Source organism: Bradyrhizobium sp. S3.7.6 (assembly GCF_054061875.1).
In genome coordinates this window covers 1-20,088 of record NZ_JBSSEQ010000003.1, presented here as the reverse complement: position 1 = coordinate 20,088, position 20,088 = coordinate 1, and the positions used below count along the sequence as shown (strand labels likewise).

At 60.6% G+C, this 20,088-nt stretch carries 13 protein-coding genes and 8 pseudogenes; 9 read left to right on the top strand and 12 right to left on the bottom strand.

All coding sequences use genetic code 11. From position 1 onward, the window contains the following. Positions 1-1,095: 1,095 nt before the first annotated feature. The 3 genes and pseudogenes from istA to ACVJ5M_RS43620 form a co-directional block, all read left to right on the top strand. Positions 1,096-2,586, top strand: a pseudogene (gene istA / locus ACVJ5M_RS43630) (IS21 family transposase); the annotation flags it as partial. Between the two features lie 8 nt (positions 2,587-2,594). Further along, complete coding sequence (gene istB, locus ACVJ5M_RS43625) at positions 2,595-3,461, top strand: IS21-like element helper ATPase IstB (RefSeq protein WP_354100572.1); 867 nt, start codon at positions 2,595-2,597, stop codon at positions 3,459-3,461. A 74-nt stretch (positions 3,462-3,535) separates the two neighbouring features. After that, positions 3,536-4,561: an IS110 family RNA-guided transposase gene (locus tag ACVJ5M_RS43620; protein WP_354079412.1), complete on the top strand. Its 1,026-nt coding sequence runs from the start codon at positions 3,536-3,538 to the stop codon at positions 4,559-4,561. A 386-nt stretch (positions 4,562-4,947) separates the two neighbouring features. On the opposite strand, the pseudogene ACVJ5M_RS43615 reads toward ACVJ5M_RS43620, so the two are convergent. The 4 genes and pseudogenes from ACVJ5M_RS43615 to ACVJ5M_RS43600 form a co-directional block, all read right to left on the bottom strand. Continuing rightward, positions 4,948-5,143: pseudogene (locus ACVJ5M_RS43615) on the bottom strand (IS30 family transposase); the annotation flags it as partial. Between the two features lie 357 nt (positions 5,144-5,500). Next, on the bottom strand, positions 5,501-7,477 hold the full coding sequence (locus ACVJ5M_RS43610) for a RiPP maturation radical SAM C-methyltransferase (protein ID WP_354081261.1): 1,977 nt from the start codon (positions 7,475-7,477) through the stop codon (positions 5,501-5,503). Positions 7,478-7,803: 326 nt separating this feature from the next. Further along, complete coding sequence (locus tag ACVJ5M_RS43605) at positions 7,804-9,336, bottom strand: radical SAM family RiPP maturation amino acid epimerase (RefSeq protein WP_456679761.1); 1,533 nt, start codon at positions 9,334-9,336, stop codon at positions 7,804-7,806. 151 nt (positions 9,337-9,487) lie between these two features. Beyond that, positions 9,488-9,844, bottom strand: coding sequence for a Nif11-like leader peptide family natural product precursor (locus tag ACVJ5M_RS43600; protein ID WP_354081263.1), 357 nt, complete (start codon positions 9,842-9,844; stop codon positions 9,488-9,490). A gap of 350 nt (positions 9,845-10,194) precedes the next feature. Between ACVJ5M_RS43600 and ACVJ5M_RS43595 the strand changes: the two are divergent. Next, positions 10,195-10,619, top strand: a pseudogene (locus ACVJ5M_RS43595) (transposase); the annotation flags it as partial. Between the two features lie 783 nt (positions 10,620-11,402). Here the strand turns inward: ACVJ5M_RS43595 and ACVJ5M_RS43590 are convergent. The 6 genes and pseudogenes from ACVJ5M_RS43590 to ACVJ5M_RS43565 all read right to left on the bottom strand — a co-directional run bounded on the left by ACVJ5M_RS43590 (position 11,403) and on the right by ACVJ5M_RS43565 (position 16,177). Continuing rightward, positions 11,403-11,696 carry a hypothetical protein gene (locus tag ACVJ5M_RS43590; RefSeq protein WP_354081265.1) on the bottom strand — a complete coding sequence of 98 codons (294 nt, stop codon included), beginning with the start codon at positions 11,694-11,696 and terminating at the stop codon, positions 11,403-11,405. A gap of 616 nt (positions 11,697-12,312) precedes the next feature. Continuing rightward, positions 12,313-13,429 (bottom strand): annotated as a pseudogene (locus ACVJ5M_RS43585) (IS630 family transposase). A 137-nt stretch (positions 13,430-13,566) separates the two neighbouring features. Further along, entirely contained in the window at positions 13,567-13,887 is a 321-nt protein-coding gene (locus ACVJ5M_RS43580) for a transposase (protein WP_456679735.1), read from the bottom strand. Between the two features lie 13 nt (positions 13,888-13,900). Further along, a complete protein-coding gene (locus ACVJ5M_RS43575) occupies positions 13,901-15,274 on the bottom strand; it encodes an IS30 family transposase (protein WP_456679734.1) in 1,374 nt (457 codons plus the stop codon). 7 nt (positions 15,275-15,281) lie between these two features. Beyond that, positions 15,282-15,878 (bottom strand): IS3 family transposase, encoded by a 597-nt coding sequence (locus ACVJ5M_RS43570; protein ID WP_456679760.1) that lies wholly within the window; start codon positions 15,876-15,878, stop codon positions 15,282-15,284. Then, the gene (locus ACVJ5M_RS43565; protein ID WP_063981905.1) at positions 15,827-16,177 is read right to left on the bottom strand and encodes a transposase; all 351 of its coding nucleotides are present in this window, start codon (positions 16,175-16,177) and stop codon (positions 15,827-15,829) included. Before ACVJ5M_RS43565 ends, ACVJ5M_RS43570 begins: the two co-directional genes overlap by 52 nt. A gap of 469 nt (positions 16,178-16,646) precedes the next feature. Here ACVJ5M_RS43565 and ACVJ5M_RS43560 point away from each other — a divergent pair. From ACVJ5M_RS43560 to ACVJ5M_RS43540, 5 genes and pseudogenes are all read left to right on the top strand, one after another. After that, positions 16,647-16,871: pseudogene (locus ACVJ5M_RS43560) on the top strand (transposase); the annotation flags it as partial. Between the two features lie 121 nt (positions 16,872-16,992). Next, positions 16,993-17,241, top strand: coding sequence for a VOC family protein (locus tag ACVJ5M_RS43555; RefSeq protein ID WP_354081196.1), 249 nt, complete (start codon positions 16,993-16,995; stop codon positions 17,239-17,241). Continuing rightward, positions 17,202-17,540 (top strand): annotated as a pseudogene (locus tag ACVJ5M_RS43550) (VOC family protein); the annotation flags it as partial. The gene ACVJ5M_RS43555 and the pseudogene ACVJ5M_RS43550, both read left to right, overlap by 40 nt. Before the next feature lie 59 nt (positions 17,541-17,599). Next, positions 17,600-18,213: pseudogene (locus ACVJ5M_RS43545) on the top strand (electron transfer flavoprotein subunit beta/FixA family protein); the annotation flags it as partial. 141 nt (positions 18,214-18,354) lie between these two features. After that, positions 18,355-18,560, top strand: a pseudogene (locus ACVJ5M_RS43540) (FAD-binding protein); the annotation flags it as partial. A 361-nt stretch (positions 18,561-18,921) separates the two neighbouring features. Here the strand turns inward: ACVJ5M_RS43540 and ACVJ5M_RS43535 are convergent. Beyond that, positions 18,922-19,119, bottom strand: a complete 198-nt coding sequence (locus ACVJ5M_RS43535) for a hypothetical protein (protein WP_354081194.1) — start codon at positions 19,117-19,119, stop codon at positions 18,922-18,924. Position 19,120: 1 nt separating this feature from the next. Next, on the bottom strand, positions 19,121-20,088 hold a 968-nt coding region (locus ACVJ5M_RS43530; protein ID WP_456679733.1), incomplete at its 5' end, for a hypothetical protein.

The window sequence follows — 20,088 nt, the reverse complement described above, 5'->3', positions numbered from 1 at the left end:
CCGCGTGGTGTGGTGGTCCATCTCTCGTTCAGCCAGGAGTGGCAGCTCGCCATTTGACGCCCGGATCGCTGAATGTCGGAAACACCTTGGTACTTAGGACCGTACCGCTAGTCTCCTTGCCAGCTTAGTCTGCTGCTCACGTAGCCTCGCGCTGGCCTCGGTCCACTCCAGCAAGGGGTCGTGGTGGCGGAGCCCATTCGGTGTACCGCGGCTTCGTAAAGACATTCCGGACAGTGAACCGATCAGCCGCAACCGCGGAAATCGCGTTTCATCCTCTCGCTGTCTGCCTGCACATCTATCAGGGGCACTTAAAGGCGGTATTTGCTACGATCAAATGACATACAGCGAATTATTCGATGCCATTACTCCAATATGCGATCCAATCTGGGAGGCGCTCGCGGCAGATGCACGACGCGTGAATGTCGGCGGCGCCCCCAATACGGTAGCGGTCGAGGGCCGAGGCGCAATTCAGCCGCCTCGCCCTTTCAAAGCTCACGCTAGCCGGGCGTGATCCGCATTTGACCAAGATCGCCATCGCGAAACACTCTCTCGAGAACACCACTTACGCTCGCAGCAACAGCGTATTTGACAAGATGTCCCGTTCGACGTGCTCTGCGGCTTCCCTCGGCTTTGTCGCATTATCATGCGCGGATGGGGCCAGTTGCACCGAGCGCCGGTCCGCCCAGCTGGTGCTGGCCTGGGAAGCCCATGAGCGTGCGGGATCGCGTATCGTGCGGCTTCTCATCGAATTATTCGATGAACGTCATCCCGCTGTTGCGGTCTCAACGCGATTGGAGCCCCCGTCACAAGATTCACAATCTCCTCGGGGGCGCTATGCGAGTAAAGCGAAATCGTACTGGACGGGTGGGCGCGCAGGTTACGCGCTGCGGGCAGGTCAAGGCATTTGGCGATGCGCCTGAGCTTTTTCCAAAGCAGGGAAGCCGCGTGGTCGCGCTTTCATTGGCAGTTAGTCTGATCAGCTGTCATTCGGCCTGCAATATTGACCCCCTAAGCCGGGGGATCGGCGTCCAAAATTGACCCCCTATAGGTTGGTCTGTTGCGCTGCCTGCTTTGGAATGAAGCAGGTGGTCGAGGATGCTGATCGTGGAGACGATTGCGCGGATTCGGCGCGAGCACTTCATCAAGGGCAAGACGATCAAGGAGATTGCCCGTGACCTGAAGGTGTCGCGGAACACGGTCCGGAAGGTGCTGAGGTCAGGAGAGACCTCCTTCGAGTACGAGCGGCAAGTGCAGCCGCGGCCAAAGCTGGGACGATGGGCAGTAGAGCTCGACGGACTGCTGGCGGCGAACGCGGCCAAACCGGCTCGTGAACAGCTGACGTTAATCCGGATCTTCGAAGAGCTGCGCAGCCGTGGCTATGACGGCGGCTACGATGCGGTGCGGCGTTACGCCAGGCGGTGGAGCAAGGAACGCGGGCAATCGACCGCGGCTGCTTATGTCCCACTAAGCTTTGCCCCAGGCGAAGCCTACCAGTTCGACTGGAGCCACGAGGTGGTCTTGCTGAGCGGCACCACGGTGATGGTGAAGGCCGCCCATGTCCGGCTCTGTCACAGCCGCATGCTGTTCGTGCGGGCCTATCCGCGGGAGACGCAGGAGATGGTGTTCGACGCCCACGACCGGGCGTTCGCCCTGTTCAAAGGCACCTGCACCCGCGGCATCTACGACAACATGAAGACCGCCGTAGAGACGATCTTCGTCGGTAAAGGGCGTCTCTACAATCGCCGCTTCCTGCAGATGTGCAGCCACTATCTGGTCGATCCGGTCGCCTGCACGCCAGCGTCGGGCTGGGAGAAGGGGCAGGTCGAGAACCAGGTCGGGCTGGTCAGGGAACGCTTCTTCACGCCGCGGCTGCGGTTCAAAAACCTCGACGAGTTAAACGCCTGGCTGCTCGACAAATGCATCGCCTACGCCAAGGTTCATCGCCATCCGGAGCTGGTCGATCAGACGATCTGGGAAGTGTTCGAAGCCGAACGCCCCAAACTCGTTCCCTATGCCGGCCGCTTCGACGGCTTCCATGCGGTGACAGCATCGGTCTCGAAGACCTGCCTGGTGCGCTTCGACAACAACAAGTACTCGGTCGCAGCCAGCGCAGTCGGACGACCGGTCGAGGTTCAAGCCTATGCCGATCGCATCGTAATCCGTCAGGATGGACGCATCGTTGCCGAGCACCCGCGATCCTTTGGCCGCGGCGATACCGTCTACGACCCCTGGCATTATGTGCCGGTGCTCGCCCGCAAACCCGGCGCCTTGCGCAACGGTGCTCCCTTCAAAGACTGGGTGCTGCCAGCCGCGATCGAGCGGATCCGGCGCAAGCTTGCCAGCACCGACGACGGCAATCGGCAGATGGTCGACATCCTCAACGCGGTGCTGACTGACGGTCTGCCCGCGGTGGAAGCGGCCTGTGCCGAAGCGCTCAGTCACAGCGTCCATTCGGCCGATGTCGTTCTCAATATCCTGGCCCGTCAACGTGAACCCGCCCCACCGGCCAACATCATGACGCCGGCCGCACTGACGCTCCGTCATGCACCGATCGCCGATTGTGCCCGCTACGACAACCTCCGGAGGACCATCTGATGGAACGAACCCAAATCTTCGACCTCATGGGCGAACTCAAGCTCTACGGCATGAAGGCTGCCTTCGACGAGATCATGGCAACTGCCGTCAAGCGCCAGCACGAACCTCAGCGCATTGTCGGCGACCTGCTCAACGCCGAGATCAACGAGAAGCAAGCCAGGTCGATCAAATACCAGCTCACCATTGCCAAGCTTCCGCTTGCCAAGGACATCGCCGACTTCCAGTTCGACGGCACGCCGATCAATCAGACTCTCGTCAATGATCTTGCTGGCGGCGGCTTCATCGCCCAACAACGCAACGTCGTGCTGGTTGGCGGCACCGGCACAGGCAAAACCCACCTGGCCATTGCCATCGCCAGAAGCTGCATCCGATCCGGTGCCCGCGGCCGCTTCTTCAACGTAGTCGACCTCGTCAATCGCCTCGAGACCGAGACCCGCAACGGACGGCAAGGACGGCTCGCCGAGCATCTGACCCGGATGGACTTCATTGTGCTGGATGAACTCGGCTATTTGCCCTTCGCCCAGTCCGGTGGCCAGCTTCTCTTCCACCTCGTCAGCCGGCTCTATGAGCGCGCCTCCGTCATCGTGACCACCAATCTCGCCTTCGGCGAATGGCCGAGCGTGTTCGGCGACGCCAAAATGACCACCGCGCTGCTCGATCGGTTGACCCATCACTGTGACATCGTCGAGACCGGCAATGACAGCTGGCGCTTCAAAAGCCGCGACGACGATCACGCCACCCGCGCTCGTCTCGTCTCCGCTATCCCGGCCAGCTCCAACGAGCCGAGCGCTACCGTCAAACCGCGGCGCACGAAGGGGTCAAAATTGGACGCCGATGAGGGGTCAAATTTACAGACGATGACGTAATTGCGGTCAGCGCTCGGGGCACGAAGCTCCCTTATCGTCGAGCTCTCGCAATCAAGCGATTCGGAGGAGCTGTCATGAGGCAATACGTCGGCCTGGATGTCTCGCAAAGGGAAACTTCAGTGTGCGTAGTCAACGAGACGGGTCAAGCGATTTTTGAAGGAAAGGCCAAGTCTGATCCCGGCGATCTGTCCAAGCTGCTTTGTAAACATGCGCCACTGGCGGAGCGTATCGGCTTTGAGACAGGCGCGATGGCGAGCTGGCTTTGGCACGAGCTTCGTAGGGTTGAACTCCCCGTCGTTTGCATCGATGCAAGGCATGCACACGCAGCACTGTCGGTCCGCATGAACAAGAGCGATCGGAATGATGCTCGGGGCATTGCCGAACTGGTGCGGGTTGGGTGGTATCGCGAAGTCAAAATCAAGAGCGAGGAGAGCCAGAAGGTTCGAGCGATTCTTGTCGCGCGATTCCGCCTTGTGTCCATGCGCCGGGATATCGAGAACCAGGTCCGCAGTCTGATCAAGGAATGTGGGTTGCTATTCCCTCGCGCCATTGGCCAACAGTTCCGTAACCAGGTCGGCGAGCTATTGGGCGAAGGTCATCAACTCCTCAACGTGATCGGGCCGCTCCTGTCGATTCATGAGCATATCTGCCAGCAGCAGCGCAAATTCGACGACGAGGTCCGCCGATTGGCAAAGTCTGACGAGACGACGCGTCGCCTGATGACGGTTCCTGGTGTCGGCGTGGTGACTGCCTTGACGTTCCGCCATACGATCGATGACCCGTCCCGCTTCCGATCGGCCTCGACAGTCGGCGCCTATCTCGGCCTCACACCTCGGCGCAACCAATCGGGTGAAACTGACACTAGTGGCAAGATCTCCCGATGGGGCGACAGGCTTCTCCGAACCTACCTGTTCGAGGCAGCGACCGTCCTTCTCCATCGGACCAAAAAATGGTCTTCCCTCAAGGCCTGGGGAATAAAGCTCGCGAAGCGGGTCGGTATGAAAAAGGCAAAGGTCGCCATTGCGCGCAAAATCGCTGTGATCCTCCACTGCATTTGGGTCGATGGTACGTCGTTCGACTGGGGCCACGCGCCGGCCTGACCTCATTTTGCAAGTTCCTGGCCCGGTCCGCCGGGCCCGGCGATGTCCCGCTGGGACGGTGGTCGTGGTGACCTCGGTCAATCGGCTGGTGGCGGGCCTCGCCCGCACGCCGTTGCAAACGATGAGGCACCCGATCCGGACATCATCATGAGGCGCTTGCGACCTCGGAAAGGACCATGACCCCAGCGACGGGCAGTTGATCGCATTGAGATTTAGGTAACGGCTAAGCGGCCCACGACTACCGAGCTGGCTATCGATCTACCAGCCGCGCTCGCCCCCGTCTCCGCAACCCCGACCCGCTCCGACGGGTCGAGCGCTACCGTTTTGCCGAATGGCTTTCAAAAAGAGAATTGACATCAATCCGCAATTAAAGGGCCGATTGACAGCATGCCGCCCGCCTTTCGGAATAATCTGCCTCCGACAGGTTGTGACAATCCGGCTTCCAGCGCAGCATCTTCGCTACTTAGCCCCGCGGCAATCGCCCGCCTAAACTTTATTCTGTTCATTGCGTCCTGCAACAGACGGCCGTCCTGACGATGGCAATGGGGCTCGTCCTGATTGCGCCGATCGGCGCAGAACCATGACCCCAAGCGAAGACATCAACCAGCCCGGGCGAGTCCAGTGCCTGGCCCGCAAAGTACGTATCAGCCGCGCTCGCGCCGTCTCCGCAACTGACCAGCTCCGACGACGCGAGCGCTACCGTCGTGCCGTCGGAAAGTTCAAAAGGTGATTGACAACAATCCGCAATTAAAGGGCCGAATGACAGTGATATCAGCACCACTCTGATTCAGGCCACTCGGCCGCGGGTGAAGCGGTTGCAATTGTTCCGAGTCGCCGCCTACAACAATACCCCACGCAAATGCCTTGACTTCAAGACCCGGCGGAGGTCTTTGCTGCTCAAGTGTTGCACTTCGAGTGTGAATTCAGCAGCCGCAGGTGTCATTGACGAGGGGTACCCACGGGCGTGGCACGTCGGTCGAGATAGCCTCCAGGGAACGCGATCAGCGCGGGCATTGGCGTATATGGATGCCAAAGGGGGAGCCCAACCAGCCGCGCGTCGAGCCGTATGATCAGTTTGCGAGCGATCATGTCCGCTATTGCAGCGTCAATCTCAGCCTGTATTACATTTGCCGTGGCCAGCCGTTTGCGCAGGAGCGTTTCAGGCACGCCTTCGTCCGCGGCTAGAAGAATTTCGCGCTTGAGGCCCTTGACTCGGTGTTCGCGCTCCACTCCTATGGCTCGCGTGTCCTCGACGGTGATCTCTTCGCCGCTGTCACGCATCGACAGCATGGGCAGCTTCGGCTCGTACCAGGCTTTTAGCCAGGCATCGACACCCAGGGTAACGGCCTGCAGCCCCGGGCGGCGGTTCGCGTCGCGCGCTGCGAAATGGCCGCCGACATCGTTGTCTTCACTGTCTTCGAAGTAATAAACCTGATCTGCGAGATCACGCTCCGACAGCGGATAGACGTAGCGATAGGAGGCGGTCGGGAGCAGTTTCAGCCCATATTTGTCGGCTGCGTAGTGATAGGGGCTATAGCGCTGGTACCGCAGCCGCACCGTCCGTCCTGGCTGCAGATGATGCAACAGCGGCAAACAAGCGGCCATTTCCGAATACCATGTGTCGCTCTCGCCCGGGAAGCCCCACAGCACACTCCAACTGACGCGCACGCCGTACTGACGGCACCATTTCAAGAGCTGAACATTATGCGCTGACGTCGTGCCCTTGCCCATTAGCTTCAAAACACGGGTATCCAGGCTTTCGATACCTGGCTGGATCCAGCGGACGCCAGCGCTAGCCAGCTTCTCCACTTCGTGGCGCTTCAGATTCGCTTTGACTTCGAAAAAGATCGTGAGCTTCCTGGGTGCTGCGGCGAGGCGGGGCAACGCCTTTTCGACGTAGTCACGCGCCAGAATATTGTCTACCGCTTCGATACGCGACGAGCCGTAGCGCGCCGACATCTCAATCATTTCCTCTACCGCCTGCTCGGCTGGTTTGTGGCGGTAGGTGATCGATCCGCCGTTCAGCCCGCAGAACGTGCAGGGGCTGCGCTCGCCCCACCAGCAGCCACGAGAGAACTCCATCGGCAGTCCGGGATGGATCCGGTCCGCGTAGAGCGATCGCTCAAGTTCTGTAAAATAATCCGAGAAATCGGGCAACGGCAGGTCACGCATGTTATTAACCGCCGCGCGGGGCACCAAGTCGCGAATCGACGTCGCGGGATAGCCGGTCTCGCGATGCGCCGGACCGAAGACGCCGGATGGCAGGTCGGCCGACGGAATGTCTTTGCCGCGATTGAGGATGTCGCGACACAGCGCTCCCATCAGTGCGTCGGCCTCGCCCGATACGATATAGTTGACCCATGGAAAACGCGCGTGAGTGGTTCGCCCCATCACCGACTCGCAGTTTGCCCCACCCATGAGAGTGACAACGCTGGGTGCGCGCTCGCTTAATCGGCGCAGCAACGCGAGCGAGGGGACATGCTGGGTAAAGGTCGAGGTGCACCCGACGATGGCCGGACGATGCATCAGCACCTTTTCCGCCGTCCAATCGACGAACTCCCCCATAAGCGACCGCAGCTTTTGGAAACTCGCACGACGCTCGGCCATGCCTTTCCCAGCGTGCATCGGGTTGCGCTTGAAATACCGGTCGAGAAACGCGTTGTGGTCAGGTTCGAAGTCGGGAAAGGCGACGCCGGCGAACAGCCAGTCAACCAGCGCTTCCTCAGGCGGGCAACCCTCGAGCAGATGGTAGTCGGGAAGGCCTATGTATTCCAGGAACCAAATGTTGGCACATGCTGTGCTGGATCGCAGTCCGGCCCGGGTCAGCGCCGTCTTCAGTAGACCAAGCGCCAGCGATGGCCGTTCAACCGCCGACATCGGCATGTTGACCAGCACGATTGGCACATTAGTGCTCATATTATTTCATCTTCTTCAGGGAGCTATGCGGGATGGTGTACGATGATGGCCTGAGATAGGCAGCGCAATCGTGACCGGTGTCGAACATGCCTGACTCTCACATCGTGGTGCAGGCCGCTTGGTGAGCTCGCTTAGCCACACAGTAGCGGGCCGCAGGCTCGCGATAGCCGCGGCATCTTTAACACCATTGGCAAGAGCGTGTGGCATAACAGTTTGTTTCCACCAATCGGCACCAGCCGTTCTTCACGAATAACCGTGCGGCATCTTGGTTAGGCTAGCCGGCCCGGAAATGACAAGCCGCAGCTCCTTGAAGCCGACCTAATGTTTTAACGCGAATCGGCATGATCCACTCCCATATTGTGGGCCGCGTGGTTGGCCGCTTCGATGCGGCTCGCCACGTCCTTGCTGGTCTGCGAGGCGAAACGATCGTCGAGATCCTCTTCGATTACTCCGGCCCTGTACAGTTGGTCCAGCAGGTCAGCGACTGCAAGGACGCTCGTTCCGTCAGCCGTGATCCGCATGACCAGCTCGGACGCTGTGCAGTTGCCGCACACGATTAGATCGCCAACGGAGATCGGAGCGAGGTTGTCGACCACCCGGTGTTGCATGTTGCGTGAGCGAAGATGGAAGTGCCGGGTCCCTGCCTCGTATTGCAGGTCTCTCCGGAAGCGGATCGGTAGGTGGCGAGGGAGGCATTCGAACATATGTTGATCGATCATGCTCTGCAGCCCGCTCCGGAACTCGCTTAGCGTCCTGAAGAAATGTTCAGCCACAATGCGGTAGCCGAGAGGCCAACGTTTGCTGCCTGGCACCGGCGTCACTAGCTGCACACGTCCCTGCAGCATATTTACAAGGAATCCGGAAACGCAGGCGATCGTCGTATGATTGCGTTGCGGCACCCGAGTTGCATCGTCTTTGTTGGCTGCTCCGAGCCTCTCCCTCCGCTCGCGCGCGCGCCCGGCGAACGCTTTTGCAGTCAGCGCCTCCTTGCCCTGCAGTATGAGTTCGACACCTATCAGCTCCTCAGGCGCAAACGCCGCGTGAATCTGATTGAGGTGAGTTTTGCTCAGCACGGAGAAGCGATTCGTCACAGTACGATACCGCCTAAACAGTTCGAGCACGCGCCTGGTGAGCGCCTGATCTTTGAGCGGGGCGGCCGTCGTTGTTTGTGGCAATGCGCCAGTGATTTGATAGTAGTCGAACAGAAAGCGGTCGTAGTGCGGGTTGTCCATAGGATCCGTGGCCCAGTAGCAAAAGCCAGTTCGGGCTGCCGAACCAAACATCTCGCTGGCGACACCAACCACGCCGCGCCAAAGCTCTGCATGCTCTTCGCTATATTCGTAATATCCTTTGAAGCGGCCGGCCGAGAGGCCGCAGAACCAGCAACCGACAGTGCAACCGTCGCTCAGCTCGAAAGCGATGATGGGGTGCGTGACCGACAACGCCGACCCTCCCAACTCGCCGTTGCAGCGGCGAATTTGGCGCTCGCGCCAAGCATGAAAGCGAGGGTTGACCGTCGACATTTCGCCCTCATCGCGCAAGAGGTCGCGATGACGCACCATCTCGCGTATATACTCGTCCCACATCACAGCCAGCGGCCACAACGCACACTCCGGCTTGAAGCGGTATTTCAGGTGGGTACCGCGCCAGAGCGGCAGCATTTCCATCGGGTCGATTTCGATGCCGTAGCGCTCACTTACCGACCGAGGGGCGTCGACACTCTCCGAAAGCCCCCTGCGGAACTCCATGTCCCCAACCAGCCGCTCCATGAAGCGCTTAACGTGTGACAGGGTGCGCAACTCCTCGGGGGTGCGCCGGTCAAAGATCTGTCGATAGTGTTCCGCGGCAACGGGGCGCATGTCGTTACGCGTGAGCGCTGAGCCGCATTCTTGCAGGCTAGATGGCGCAACTTTCATGGATCCTCCCCGGATAAGACTCACTTTCATGGCCTCTGCGCGCCGGCTCGTCATTGAGCACGAGCCGATGCGCTCAGCAGCTAAGAACACGCGCTCAAACCAGGACTACAACGACCTCGGCTACCGCAGCCACGCTAGTGGCCGCTTCCGCGTCTTGCACCACGCTCGTGGCAACCTCCGCTGCCTCCACAACAGAAGTAACAACGCCCACGGTCTGCACGGTTGCACTCGCAGTATCGCCCACTACCGCGTCGAACTGCTTATTCGTCGCCGCCTGTATGCTGGTTGATCGGAGGTGATCTTTAGCTTCGTCAATCGTGAAGCTATAGCCGTGGCCATTTCCGATCGCTACAAGCGCTCCAAGGCCTGTAGCACTCGGCCTCACCTTTTCGAGCAGACTAACGTCATTTGACAGATCAATTACGAATCGCTCCACCTCAGCTCGTGACATATCTCGCCCTTCCTGATTGCTCAACGTTGCCAAACACCCCGACCGCACTGCAAAGGAATCGGTGATGACGTTGTGAACAGAGCAACCGGCGTGCCAAACTGCAAATTGCTGAAATCCGCGTTGCTTCGTTGTGCGTAGCTTCCGCTTGTCGACATAGGGGCTCGAACCCGACAATTGGCGGTACGGACTCAATGTTGGCGTCTCTCATGTCGTGGGTTTATGCCGTGGGGATGGGAAGTCTTTCGAATGACAGTCGCGAGACGATCGCCTGCAACGGTTTGAACTCTCTAAAACCAGCAAAACGAACTCAACTTCGCCGTGGACCGTGCTTGGGTGCATCGGAGGGGACGATGCGGCCGAAGAAGCACAAGCGGACGGGATCGATCGATCTGTTCCGGGCGCTGCTGGACCAGATCATCAACATGAAGCACGAGTTGGTTCTGCTTGCCGGCAAGATCGATTGGGACCGGATCGACGACGAAATTGCGCCGCTCTACAGCCGAAAACGGCAGGCCGGGGATCGAGATCCGCTTCATGGTCGGGCTGTTGTTGCTCAAGAACATTTACGGGCTGCCCGATCGGGGGCGTGCGAGCGCTGGGCCCACTACCCGTACTTCCAGCTCTTCACCGGCGAAGAGTTTTTCCAGCACGCTTTCGAGCGCTCGGACCTCAGCCATTGGCGCCAGCGGCTGAGCGATCGAGCGGTTGTTGCCCGAGAGCCTTGGCGCACGAGGCCGGCGCGTTGCGCAGCCAAGACCTCAAGCGGGTCACGGTCGGTCGAGTAGCCCCGGGAAGTTGCACCCCGAGGCTCTCCCAAACCGGACGTGAACCTCTCGATTTGTCCGGCTTCTATCTTCCAGCCGCAGGTCGAATGCCGATTCGCCACAAATAGAACAGGTTCGGATTGCGCTGTGCGAGCCGTCCCAACCAATATACTGGGGCGACTTTCCTGCCTTTCAACCGCTTGTATTTCCGCCTCGGCCTAACGGGCGAGCGCGTCGTAACGTGACGAAGGACGTTGACACATTCCGTGCGGTAAAAACCGTCCGGTGCGCCCCGACGGCGCGCATCACCAGTGGAGGAAGGATCCACCCAGAGAGCTGTCGATTGATCTGGTAGCTGACGAGCGGTTTGGGCGAGCAATCGGACGGATCGAAGCCTCGTGACAAAGGTCGCTTTTGCAGCGGGCCGTAACGTGAGTGAAGCCTGAGCACGCCTCGAAAGTTACGATGTGAATGCCGACCCGATCGTACGGCGGGGAAGGCCGTGTGGACAGGGAAGCAATCGACACATGCACTTGTCTGGTTCACCGGGGTAATGGCACGGCACGTTGGTGATCTTCCCCCGAGAAAGTGGACGGGCTTAGGCGGCTTTTAGCTCCATTTCGATCAAGCTGACCGACGTCCGCTCTTTCTCAATGAGCTGACCTACCGTCAGGTCACCTGCCAAGCCGTTTGGAAGGCAACGGGCTCTTGTCCATTAACCGTTCGTCATTCCTGTCGCCCCTGATCGGCGAGCCGTGGGCCTGGCAATCTCGCAATTGCTGGGACTTCGCCTGTCATGTGCACGGTCTGCTCGTGGCAATTTGCCGGAGAGGAGAGATTGCAGAGCACGGCGATGATCTTGATCGCGGCTGGAGAGCCCCATCGCTGCGATGAGCATTTGCCCGGATGATCTTGATGGCCTTGGCCACCGTGCGCGGATTCAGGCCTAGCGCGCGGATCACTTCCATCTTCTTGCAGCCGAGATTGCATTCGAGGTAGCCGCGCACGCGCTCGACGTTGAATGCCTCCAGCTCCTTCGAGCCGGGGCGCAGGTTCAGCGCTTCAATGGTACAGAATTCGGGGAACATGTTTGAAGCCGCCCACCCGGTCATGCACGCCATTCGCGTTCAGCGCTATCAGCCGATCGGGCGGATGCTTTGGACGCATCAACATGCCAAGCTTTCTCAGCACGCCGCTCGTAGTCGTCGGCAAGGGCCTTAAGCTGACCCGCACTCGCTGAGTCGGTCATGGTTTGGGCTGCGCGGAGCAAAGTCCAAGCTGTCTCTAAATATGCCTTGCCTCGTTGTGGAGACCTCGACCATCACAAAGTCCTCGCGCGGTGCTCTAGCAGCTGGTTGAAGGTGATCCGGAGCCAACCCACCCAATTGCGGTCACTTTCCCTGCGAGCTCTGAAGCGATCGGCGCACTTCTTGGAACAAATTCGCCACGAGTAGTGCCGGACGAGACCGAACTTGCCATCACAAACTGCGCATCGCGCGGCACTGCCAGATTTAATGCTTTCGGAGCAGTTGAGCATTGTAGTCTCCTCTTGGCCTTATCGCAGCTGTTCGTCGATTATCCTTTTTCACTGTCGCACTTGATGAGCCTGTGCGCCTTTCCAACGCATGCAGCCTAAGACGACCACGATCAACAGCTCAACTGAACGTAGGTATTCGTCCGGCATCTAGTGGCTCGGCACAGTGATTATGATTCTTTGGAAGTAGCGCGATATGCGCGGCCCATTTTGGCGCGGGCCTTGTCTGTTGTGAATCCATTTGATGCGGGAGCGGGCGGCGTTTCGCTTCCGTTCCCAAGCGGCTATCTCGCGGCGCAGTCGCTTGGAATCGTCGATCCTGCGATCCAGGCACTGGCCGCGCAGGACGCCGATCTCGATCTCAACCATGTTGAGCCAGCTTGCGTGCTTGGGGGTGTAGTGGAACTCGAGCCGTCGCAAAATCCGCCTGGCTTCGGCGGGCGGGAACGCCTGATACAAGGCGCCTGCGGAGTGGGTCGATAGATTGTCCTGAACGACCCGGATGATCTCGGCATCGGGATAATGGATGTCGACGAGGTCGTGCATGCATCGGGCATAGTCTTCCGCCGCTCGCCGTTCGGTGACTTTGACCTTGCGCCAGGGACGATGCACGTCGACGAGGACAAAGAGATTGACCGTGCCATTGCGACGATACTCGTAATCGTAAGGTTCGAGCTGACCCGGCCTGGCCCGGATGGGCTGACGCGCCTCGCCGATGAGTTGCACCGGGCTTTCGTTGAAGCACACCACCGGCCGCTTGGGGTCAGGCGCCTCGACGTAGAGGTCGAGGACGTCCTCCATGCGGGCGACGTATTCGCCATCGACCTGCGGAATGCACCACATTCCTTGCGCCAGGGCTTGTGGCCATTTTCAGCCAGGCGCCCCCGAACGGTCTCGTGCGACAGGTTCCTGTGTTCGGTCAGCTTGACCATCGCGCCTGCCAGCAGCTCGAGCGTGCAGCGGGCGCGGCCTTCCGGGGGACTGGCGCAGGCGGTCGCTACCAGCAGGGCTTCTTCCTTGACCGTGAGTTTGCGTTCCGCCCCGGGACGGCTCGTCGCTCAGCGCCCGTTCCAGATTGCCTTCCACGAAGCGGCGCTTGATCCGGTACACGGTCGAGCCGCCCACGCCGACGCTCTTTGCGATCTCCTCGTCGCCGGCACCGGCATCGGCGGCCAGCAAGATCTGGGCTCGCTTGAGCTTGCGCGACGCATGCTTGCCGCCGCTGAGCAGTGCCCTGAGTTCCGTGCGCTCGATTTGGCTGAGATCGACCCGATAGCGTACATTCATGGCGTGCCTCCGTGTTCGAGGCGCGCACAAACAACTGAATCGGATGGCCGGCGTGAGTCCTTCGGCAAAACCCTTCACGCCCACGCAGGGGCAATATTTGACCTTTATCTGGAGTGGGCCCCTCGGAGCAGACGGGGTCAGGCTGCTGGTTTGACCGTTCGCCGGGTGTGTTGATCCTCGAATTGCACAGGACTGAGATAACCGAGTGCCGAGTGAAGCCGTCGACGGTTGTAAACCTCCTCAAGGAAGCGCGGAAGGTTTTCGGCAACGTCGATGAAGGTTTCGAATGCCATCGGATAAACGGCTTCGACCTTGAGTGTCTTCATGAAGCTCTCCGCCGTGGCGTTGTCGTATGGGTTGCCGCGCCGGCCCATGGAGCCGATCAAGCCGTGGGCGGCAAGATGATCGCGATAGGCAGCCGCAGCGTATTGGGCGGATTCAATCGGTCGTCGCAACACCAATTAATTTCACTCATGACAGCAGTTCGTCAAGCGCCTCCGCTGGCGTTTTCCAGCCTAGTGTCTTTCTCGGTCGGGCATTGAGGGCCGCTGCCACAGCGGATATTTCGTCGGCGCTGTGGATGCTCAGGTCTGTGCCTTTCGGAAAGTACTGCCGCAGCAATCCGTTGGTGTTCTCGTTAGTGCCGCGCTGCCAAGGGCTTTGCGGGTCGCAGAAGTAGACCTGGATACCCGCATCGATCTTGAGACGATCGTGCTGAGCCATTTCGGCTCCCTGATCCCAAGTCAGCGATCGACGCAGTTCTTCGGGTAAGGTGATGACGGTGCGCGTGATCGCATCGCGCACGGCTTCGGCCCCGTGTCCCGCGAGCGCAGGTCCGTTCTTCACGCGCGGAGCTTCGCCATGCCCCGCCAACCGGGGAAGGTGCAATAGCATCGTGAAGCGCGTCGTGCGCTCGACCAGCGTGCCGATTGCCGAGCTGCCAAGACCGAGGATGAGGTCTCCCTCCCAATGTCCCGGCACTGCTCGATCGGCAGCTTCAGCAGGGCGCTCACTGATCATGATCTCCGGGGAGACAAAACCCTTGCCTCGCCTGCGTACGCGCGCTCTGGGCATCCGTAATACACGCCCTGTTCGCAAGCAGGCCGTCAGCTCGCGGCGTAGCGCCCCACGGCCCTGGACGAAGAGAGCTCGATAGATAGCTTCGTGGCTGATGCGCATCGTCTTGTCGTCCGGGAAGTCGATCGGCAAGCGTCGGGCAATCTGCTCGGGGCTCCAGGCTTTGGCCCATCGCCGATCCTTGCGCGGGCCATGCCGGCGCCCCTTCCACGGAACGACGGGACCAAGAACGGGAGCGCCGCTCGGGGCTACGACGTCGCCAGCAAGTCTCTCCTGCACATAAGTGCGCAAGGTTGCATTGAGCGCAAGCTTGGTCGGCTTGGGCCGGCGGGCGGATCGATCCGCATGCCATTGGGCAGTTGTTGCCCGATACTCCAACCCGCCGCCGCGGGTGGCCGCGTTGCGCCGCAGTTCACGGGAGACTGTCGAAGCAGCCCGCCCCAGGCGACGTCCAATCTCCTGTATGGAATGGCCCTGCACCTTGAGCAGTGCGATCTCCTCGCGCTCAACCAACGAGAGGTACCGCCCGGAGAGCGCATTTGCCGAAGATCTGAACATCGCTGGTGGCATGCCGCCCGCCTTTCGGAATAATCTGCCTCCGACAGGTTGTGACAATCCGGCTTCCAGCGCAGCATCTTCGCTACTTAGCCCCGCGGCAATCGCCCGCCAAAATTTATTCTGTTCATTGCGTCCTGCAACAGACGGCCGTCCTGGCGATGGCAATGGGGCTCGTCCTGATTGCGCCGATCGGCGCCTTACAATGTTCATCGCAACCTCAAACCTCCGAGTGTTGCGACGACCGATTGAATCCGCCTTGTGATCCACGATCGGAATGATGCACGCAGCCGGGAGGTGGTTTGCGGCCTTCGATCGCGGCGGCCAGGGCCGCGAGCGTCAGCCGGGCGTCGATCGAGCGGCTGATGGCGTATCCGACCACTCGCCGTGACCAGGCATCCAAGATGACGGCGACATAGACAAAGCCGCCGGCGATGGCGACATATGTGATATCGGCCACCCAGAGTTGGTCGGTACCGGTGGGAGTGATGTCGGTGGCGAGATTCGGGAAGGTCGGCTGACCGTGATCGCTGTCTGTTGTCACCATGAAGCGGCGACGTAATCTCGGCTGAAGGTCATGCTCACGCATCAGGCGGCGGATCTTCTTGTGATTAACGATCAGGCCCTGCTGGCGAAGCGCAGCCTGGACGCGACGCCAGCCATAGTGCTCGAACTCGTCGCAGATAGTGGCGATCGCCTCAACGATCGCAGTATCATCGGCCGCCTTCTCAGAGCGGTCATAGTAAGTCGAGCGCGCAATCCCCATCAGCCGACATCCTTCCGTGACGGAGAGGCCGCGGGGCCGGTGATCGCGGATGTAGGCTCGCTTCTCCTCCGCGGTCGTGCATGCAGAGCCCCCTTTAGAAACTCGAGCTCCAGCGCCTGTTTCCCGACCAGCCTCTCGAGGGCGGCAATTCGCGCCTCATAATCCTGGAGAAGATCGGCCGCCGCCAAATCTTCATCGAGAGCGCCTGCCTGAAACTTCTCGACCCAGATCCGGATCAGATTGCGGGAGATGTCATGCCGCTTCGCGAGCCCGTGCAGCGTCTCGCCGCTCAGATACTCTTGCGACACCTGCCGTTTGAACTCGACGCTGTGGGTTCGGTGCTTTGCCATGGGCCTTCATCCTCTGAAAGCCCGGCCGTCCGGTCAATTACTGAAAGCCAACCTGTCCCCCCTGGAGGGCCCACTCCAATCCACCTCTACACGCGGCTCCACCGCACACCTCCGGCTGAAACCGACATGCAAGAATATTTCCGCGTCAGCCCGCCTTCGGTTCATCAGATGGTGCTGACGCTGGAACGAGCCGGCCTCATCAGGAGGCAGCCAAGAACTCCTCGCAGCATCGAGGTCCTCGTTGATCCGAAACTCCTGCCGGAGCTAATCTGATCGCCGGGTCCAACCTGTCAAAATCACTGTGCAGAGACACTAGAGGGGTGAGCGGAACGATACGAAGGTTTAGGGCGCCCCCCTTTCCGCAATGGTCCCAGGCCGTGTGAAAAGTCCGCCTCTGCTATTATTCGCCGGGGGCGAGCGATGACGGGATCCGTGGAAGGGCTTGATCGCGGACAAAGCACGTTGTCTCGACACGGGTCGACCCGGCCACCATCCCGGCATGATGCTCAAGCTCTACATCTACGGCTACCTCAATCGCGTGCCGTCGAGCCGACGCCTGGAGCGGGAATGCCAGCGCAATATCGAGATGATCTAGCTGACCGGGCAGTTGGCACCGGACTTCAAGACAATCGCAGATTTCCGCAAGAACAATGGCAAGGCCATCCGTGGGGTCTGCCGTGAGTTCGTCGCGCTCGCAACGTCGTGCACGCAGAGGATGAGGGCCTGCGGGCGCTCGTCTGAATCCAGGCCAGGGAGACGAAGATGACCGCACAAGGCAAGTTCGTCGCGCCGACGCGCCGTCCAGGAAGTTGGGTGTGCATTCGATCGATGAATTCGTATTCACGGTCCCGCCCCTCACCGTGGCGTCGGACTTTCACAAGGCGTTCGGTCTCGACGTCCGCGAGGAGGGGCAGGGCATCGGCCTCTACACCAAAGGGCATCCCCATCGCTGGGCCACCGTTCGCGAGGGCTCGGGTCGGACCAAGCGGCTGCATCACCTCAGCTTCTGCCTCTCGAAGAGGACATGGCGGCCTTCGCGGCCCATCTGCAGGTTCTCGGGGTGAGACGCATCGACCCGCCGCCCGGCTTCGAGACCAACGGGATCTGGTTTCGTGACGACGATGGGACGCCAATCGATGTCCACGTTGCCGAAAAGTCGTCTCCTGCGGAGAAGACCCGGGCAGAGGTTGCCGACCCGCCGCCGCGCGTCGGCGCGGGCGCGGCCCCTAAGCGGAGCCAGGCAGGCACGACAAGTCCCAATCGGTTGGCCCACCTTCTCCTGTTCACGCCGGATGTAGATGCCGCCGTAAAGTTTTATGGACGCGTGCTCGGGCTCCGCCTGTCCGACCGGTCCAGCAACAACATCGCCTTTATGCATGGGATCCACGGGAGCGACCACCACATGGTCGCCTTCGTCAAGTCGGATGCGACCGCGCCGTTCTGCTCACCGACCGCTACTTCGCGGGCTCCGACACGCTGCCAACAACTTACGCATTGGCAACCGCCATCCGAAAAATTGGCAAGGAATATGGTCCGCCAGATCTCATCTTTACCGGCAAGCAGACCATCGACAGCGACACCGCGCAGGTTGGGCCGGGCATTGCTAAGCGTCTCGGCGCGCTGCAGCTCACCTACGTCACCAAGATCAGAGCGCTAGATCTTACCGCGCGTACCATTGAAGCGGAGCGGCGCTCCGAAGGCGGTGTTCAGGTACTGCACACCGACTGCCGTGTCTCATCACCATGCTGGAGGCGACCAACCAGATTCGCCGCGGTGCGATGGCGGATGCATTGCGTGCCGCCCGCGCACCAATCGTGAAATGGAGCGCGCAGGACGCCGGCGTTGAGGACATCGCCAAATGCGGTCTCAAGGGCTCACCGACCGTCGTCAAGCGGGTGTTCGCTCTCTCCGCGCGCGCTGAGAAAGCGACGCTGGTGGAGGCCACCGAGCAGCCGGCGCAAGCATTGATCGACGCCATGTTCAAGCACCAGCCCAACCTTGAAACCGACCTTGCGGCGCTAGCTCGCGATGTCTGATCCGGACAGCCTTGGCGACGAGCAACGTGTCGGAGCACACGCGTTGCTCCGCGGAAGGAAGGGCGCCACCCACTAAGATGCCGGGGCAATTCAGAGCGTACAAGTATGTGGGCCTTCATCGAACGACGCATGCTCTACCTCGAGTATGGCTGCTTCCGTCCGCTGATGCAGGAGGGCAGATCGCCAGATTGGACAGACCGGAAAGGCCATTCTTCCAAAGCTGTATATTGCTGCCGGCGTTTCCGGTGCGATCCAACATCGCGTCGGCGCCGAGAGGCCGACTTTCGTTTCCATCAACGGATAAGAACGCCCCGATCTTCGATTTCGCTGATATCGAGATCGTTACCCGTTGCGATCCGCCCGTTAACCGAGCCGCTTTGCGTCTCGGCCGCGCGGCGTCGATCCCTCGCGCAAAGGGATACCGAGCTCCTCGCCGGGGGCACTCGGGAAAGGGGCCCGCCGTCATGAAGTATGCCGGCGTCGCTATCACTGCCCCGTTCCCGGGTGCCCTCTTAACCGGTCTCGTCGCTGCACTCGGTCCCGCGTGTCGCCTTCGGCGTCGCTATGCTCACGCTCCTGCGGGTACCATTTTCCGCTGAGGCGATGCGCCCCTGGCGCACGCCTGGTCGGGCCTTCGGCCTGGGTACCTCAATATCAAGTCCCATGTAGAATCGGACGGATGACGGGTCGCGTCGCAGATTTCGCATTCTAATACTTGGAGGCCAGAGAGTAAGAGTGTCGGCCGGGTTTGCCGTGAAAGGCGTCAGGCGTGCGCCGCTTCAGGTAGACAGTGATGACGATGCGTTCGTTCGGATCGACCTCGCCGACATAGCTCGCACCAAACGGTTCGGCGCGATAGCTGCCGGCGAGTTGTATCTTTTGTCCGGTCACGGATGCATCGGCCACCTCACTTCCCGGCGCATTTGCTGGGCTGCGGCGGGTTCTGCGTGTCATCGATGGCGCAGAACGGAACCGACCACACGAAATCGGCGGAGGTCGCGACTTGCGTCAGTCCCGGCATACCCTGGAAGATCGGCGGCTGGGCCGAGAAGCTCCAGAACCAGTTGGGCTGGATCGGGCCGAGCGGTGCACCATTGTTGTCGAAGCCGGCGCCGGTGGTCGCAGCGCCGGTGTTGTCCCACGCTGCCCGGCCGTGGCAGGTCATGCAGGAGGATTGATCGACGAAGCCTTGCTCGGTGACCGAGTTGCCGGCGCGAATATCGAGACCGGTCGAGTCAACGAAGTCGGCCTGCGTTCCCTTCAGGCAGTAATTGGCGAACGCCGGATCCCAATCGGCGGATGCAATTATCGCCGCCAGCGCCGGCGTCTTCACGCAGTCAGGATAGCCCTGGCCCGGTTGCGGATCCACCGGATTGGTCTGCGCGCCGAACGAGTCGTGGCAGCCGGTAATGTCGCAGCGCGCGGGATTGAACTTGTGCTCGAAGGTCGCCCACGTCCAGTTCGGGACCGCCTTGGAGATGATGTGCATGGACAAGAAGGCGTATTGCTGACCGTCGGCGCCGGTGTTGACGTGGTAGAACTTGGGCACGTCGGCGAGCGTCACCCTGCCGCCGGTGAATGCCGGAATCTCCGAGACCAGCTTCCAGTTCGCCTTCACCTCCATCGCCGCAACCGGGAATGAGAGGGTCTTGCCGAACGCGGCGCGCAGACCGGACAACTTGTACAGATTGTTCTGAACGATGAAGTCGAACGCGTCCTTGTTGCGGCGCGTTTCCTCGAGCACGCCCTCGCCCACGCCGGGCGGAATCGCTTGCAGCAGCTTGCCCGCGCGTTGCTGCGCCAGCCGGCCCAGGTTCGGCACCACGGGCCGGCGCAGCGCAAGCGGTGCCGGGGCGGTGGGGAATTGCGGATTCG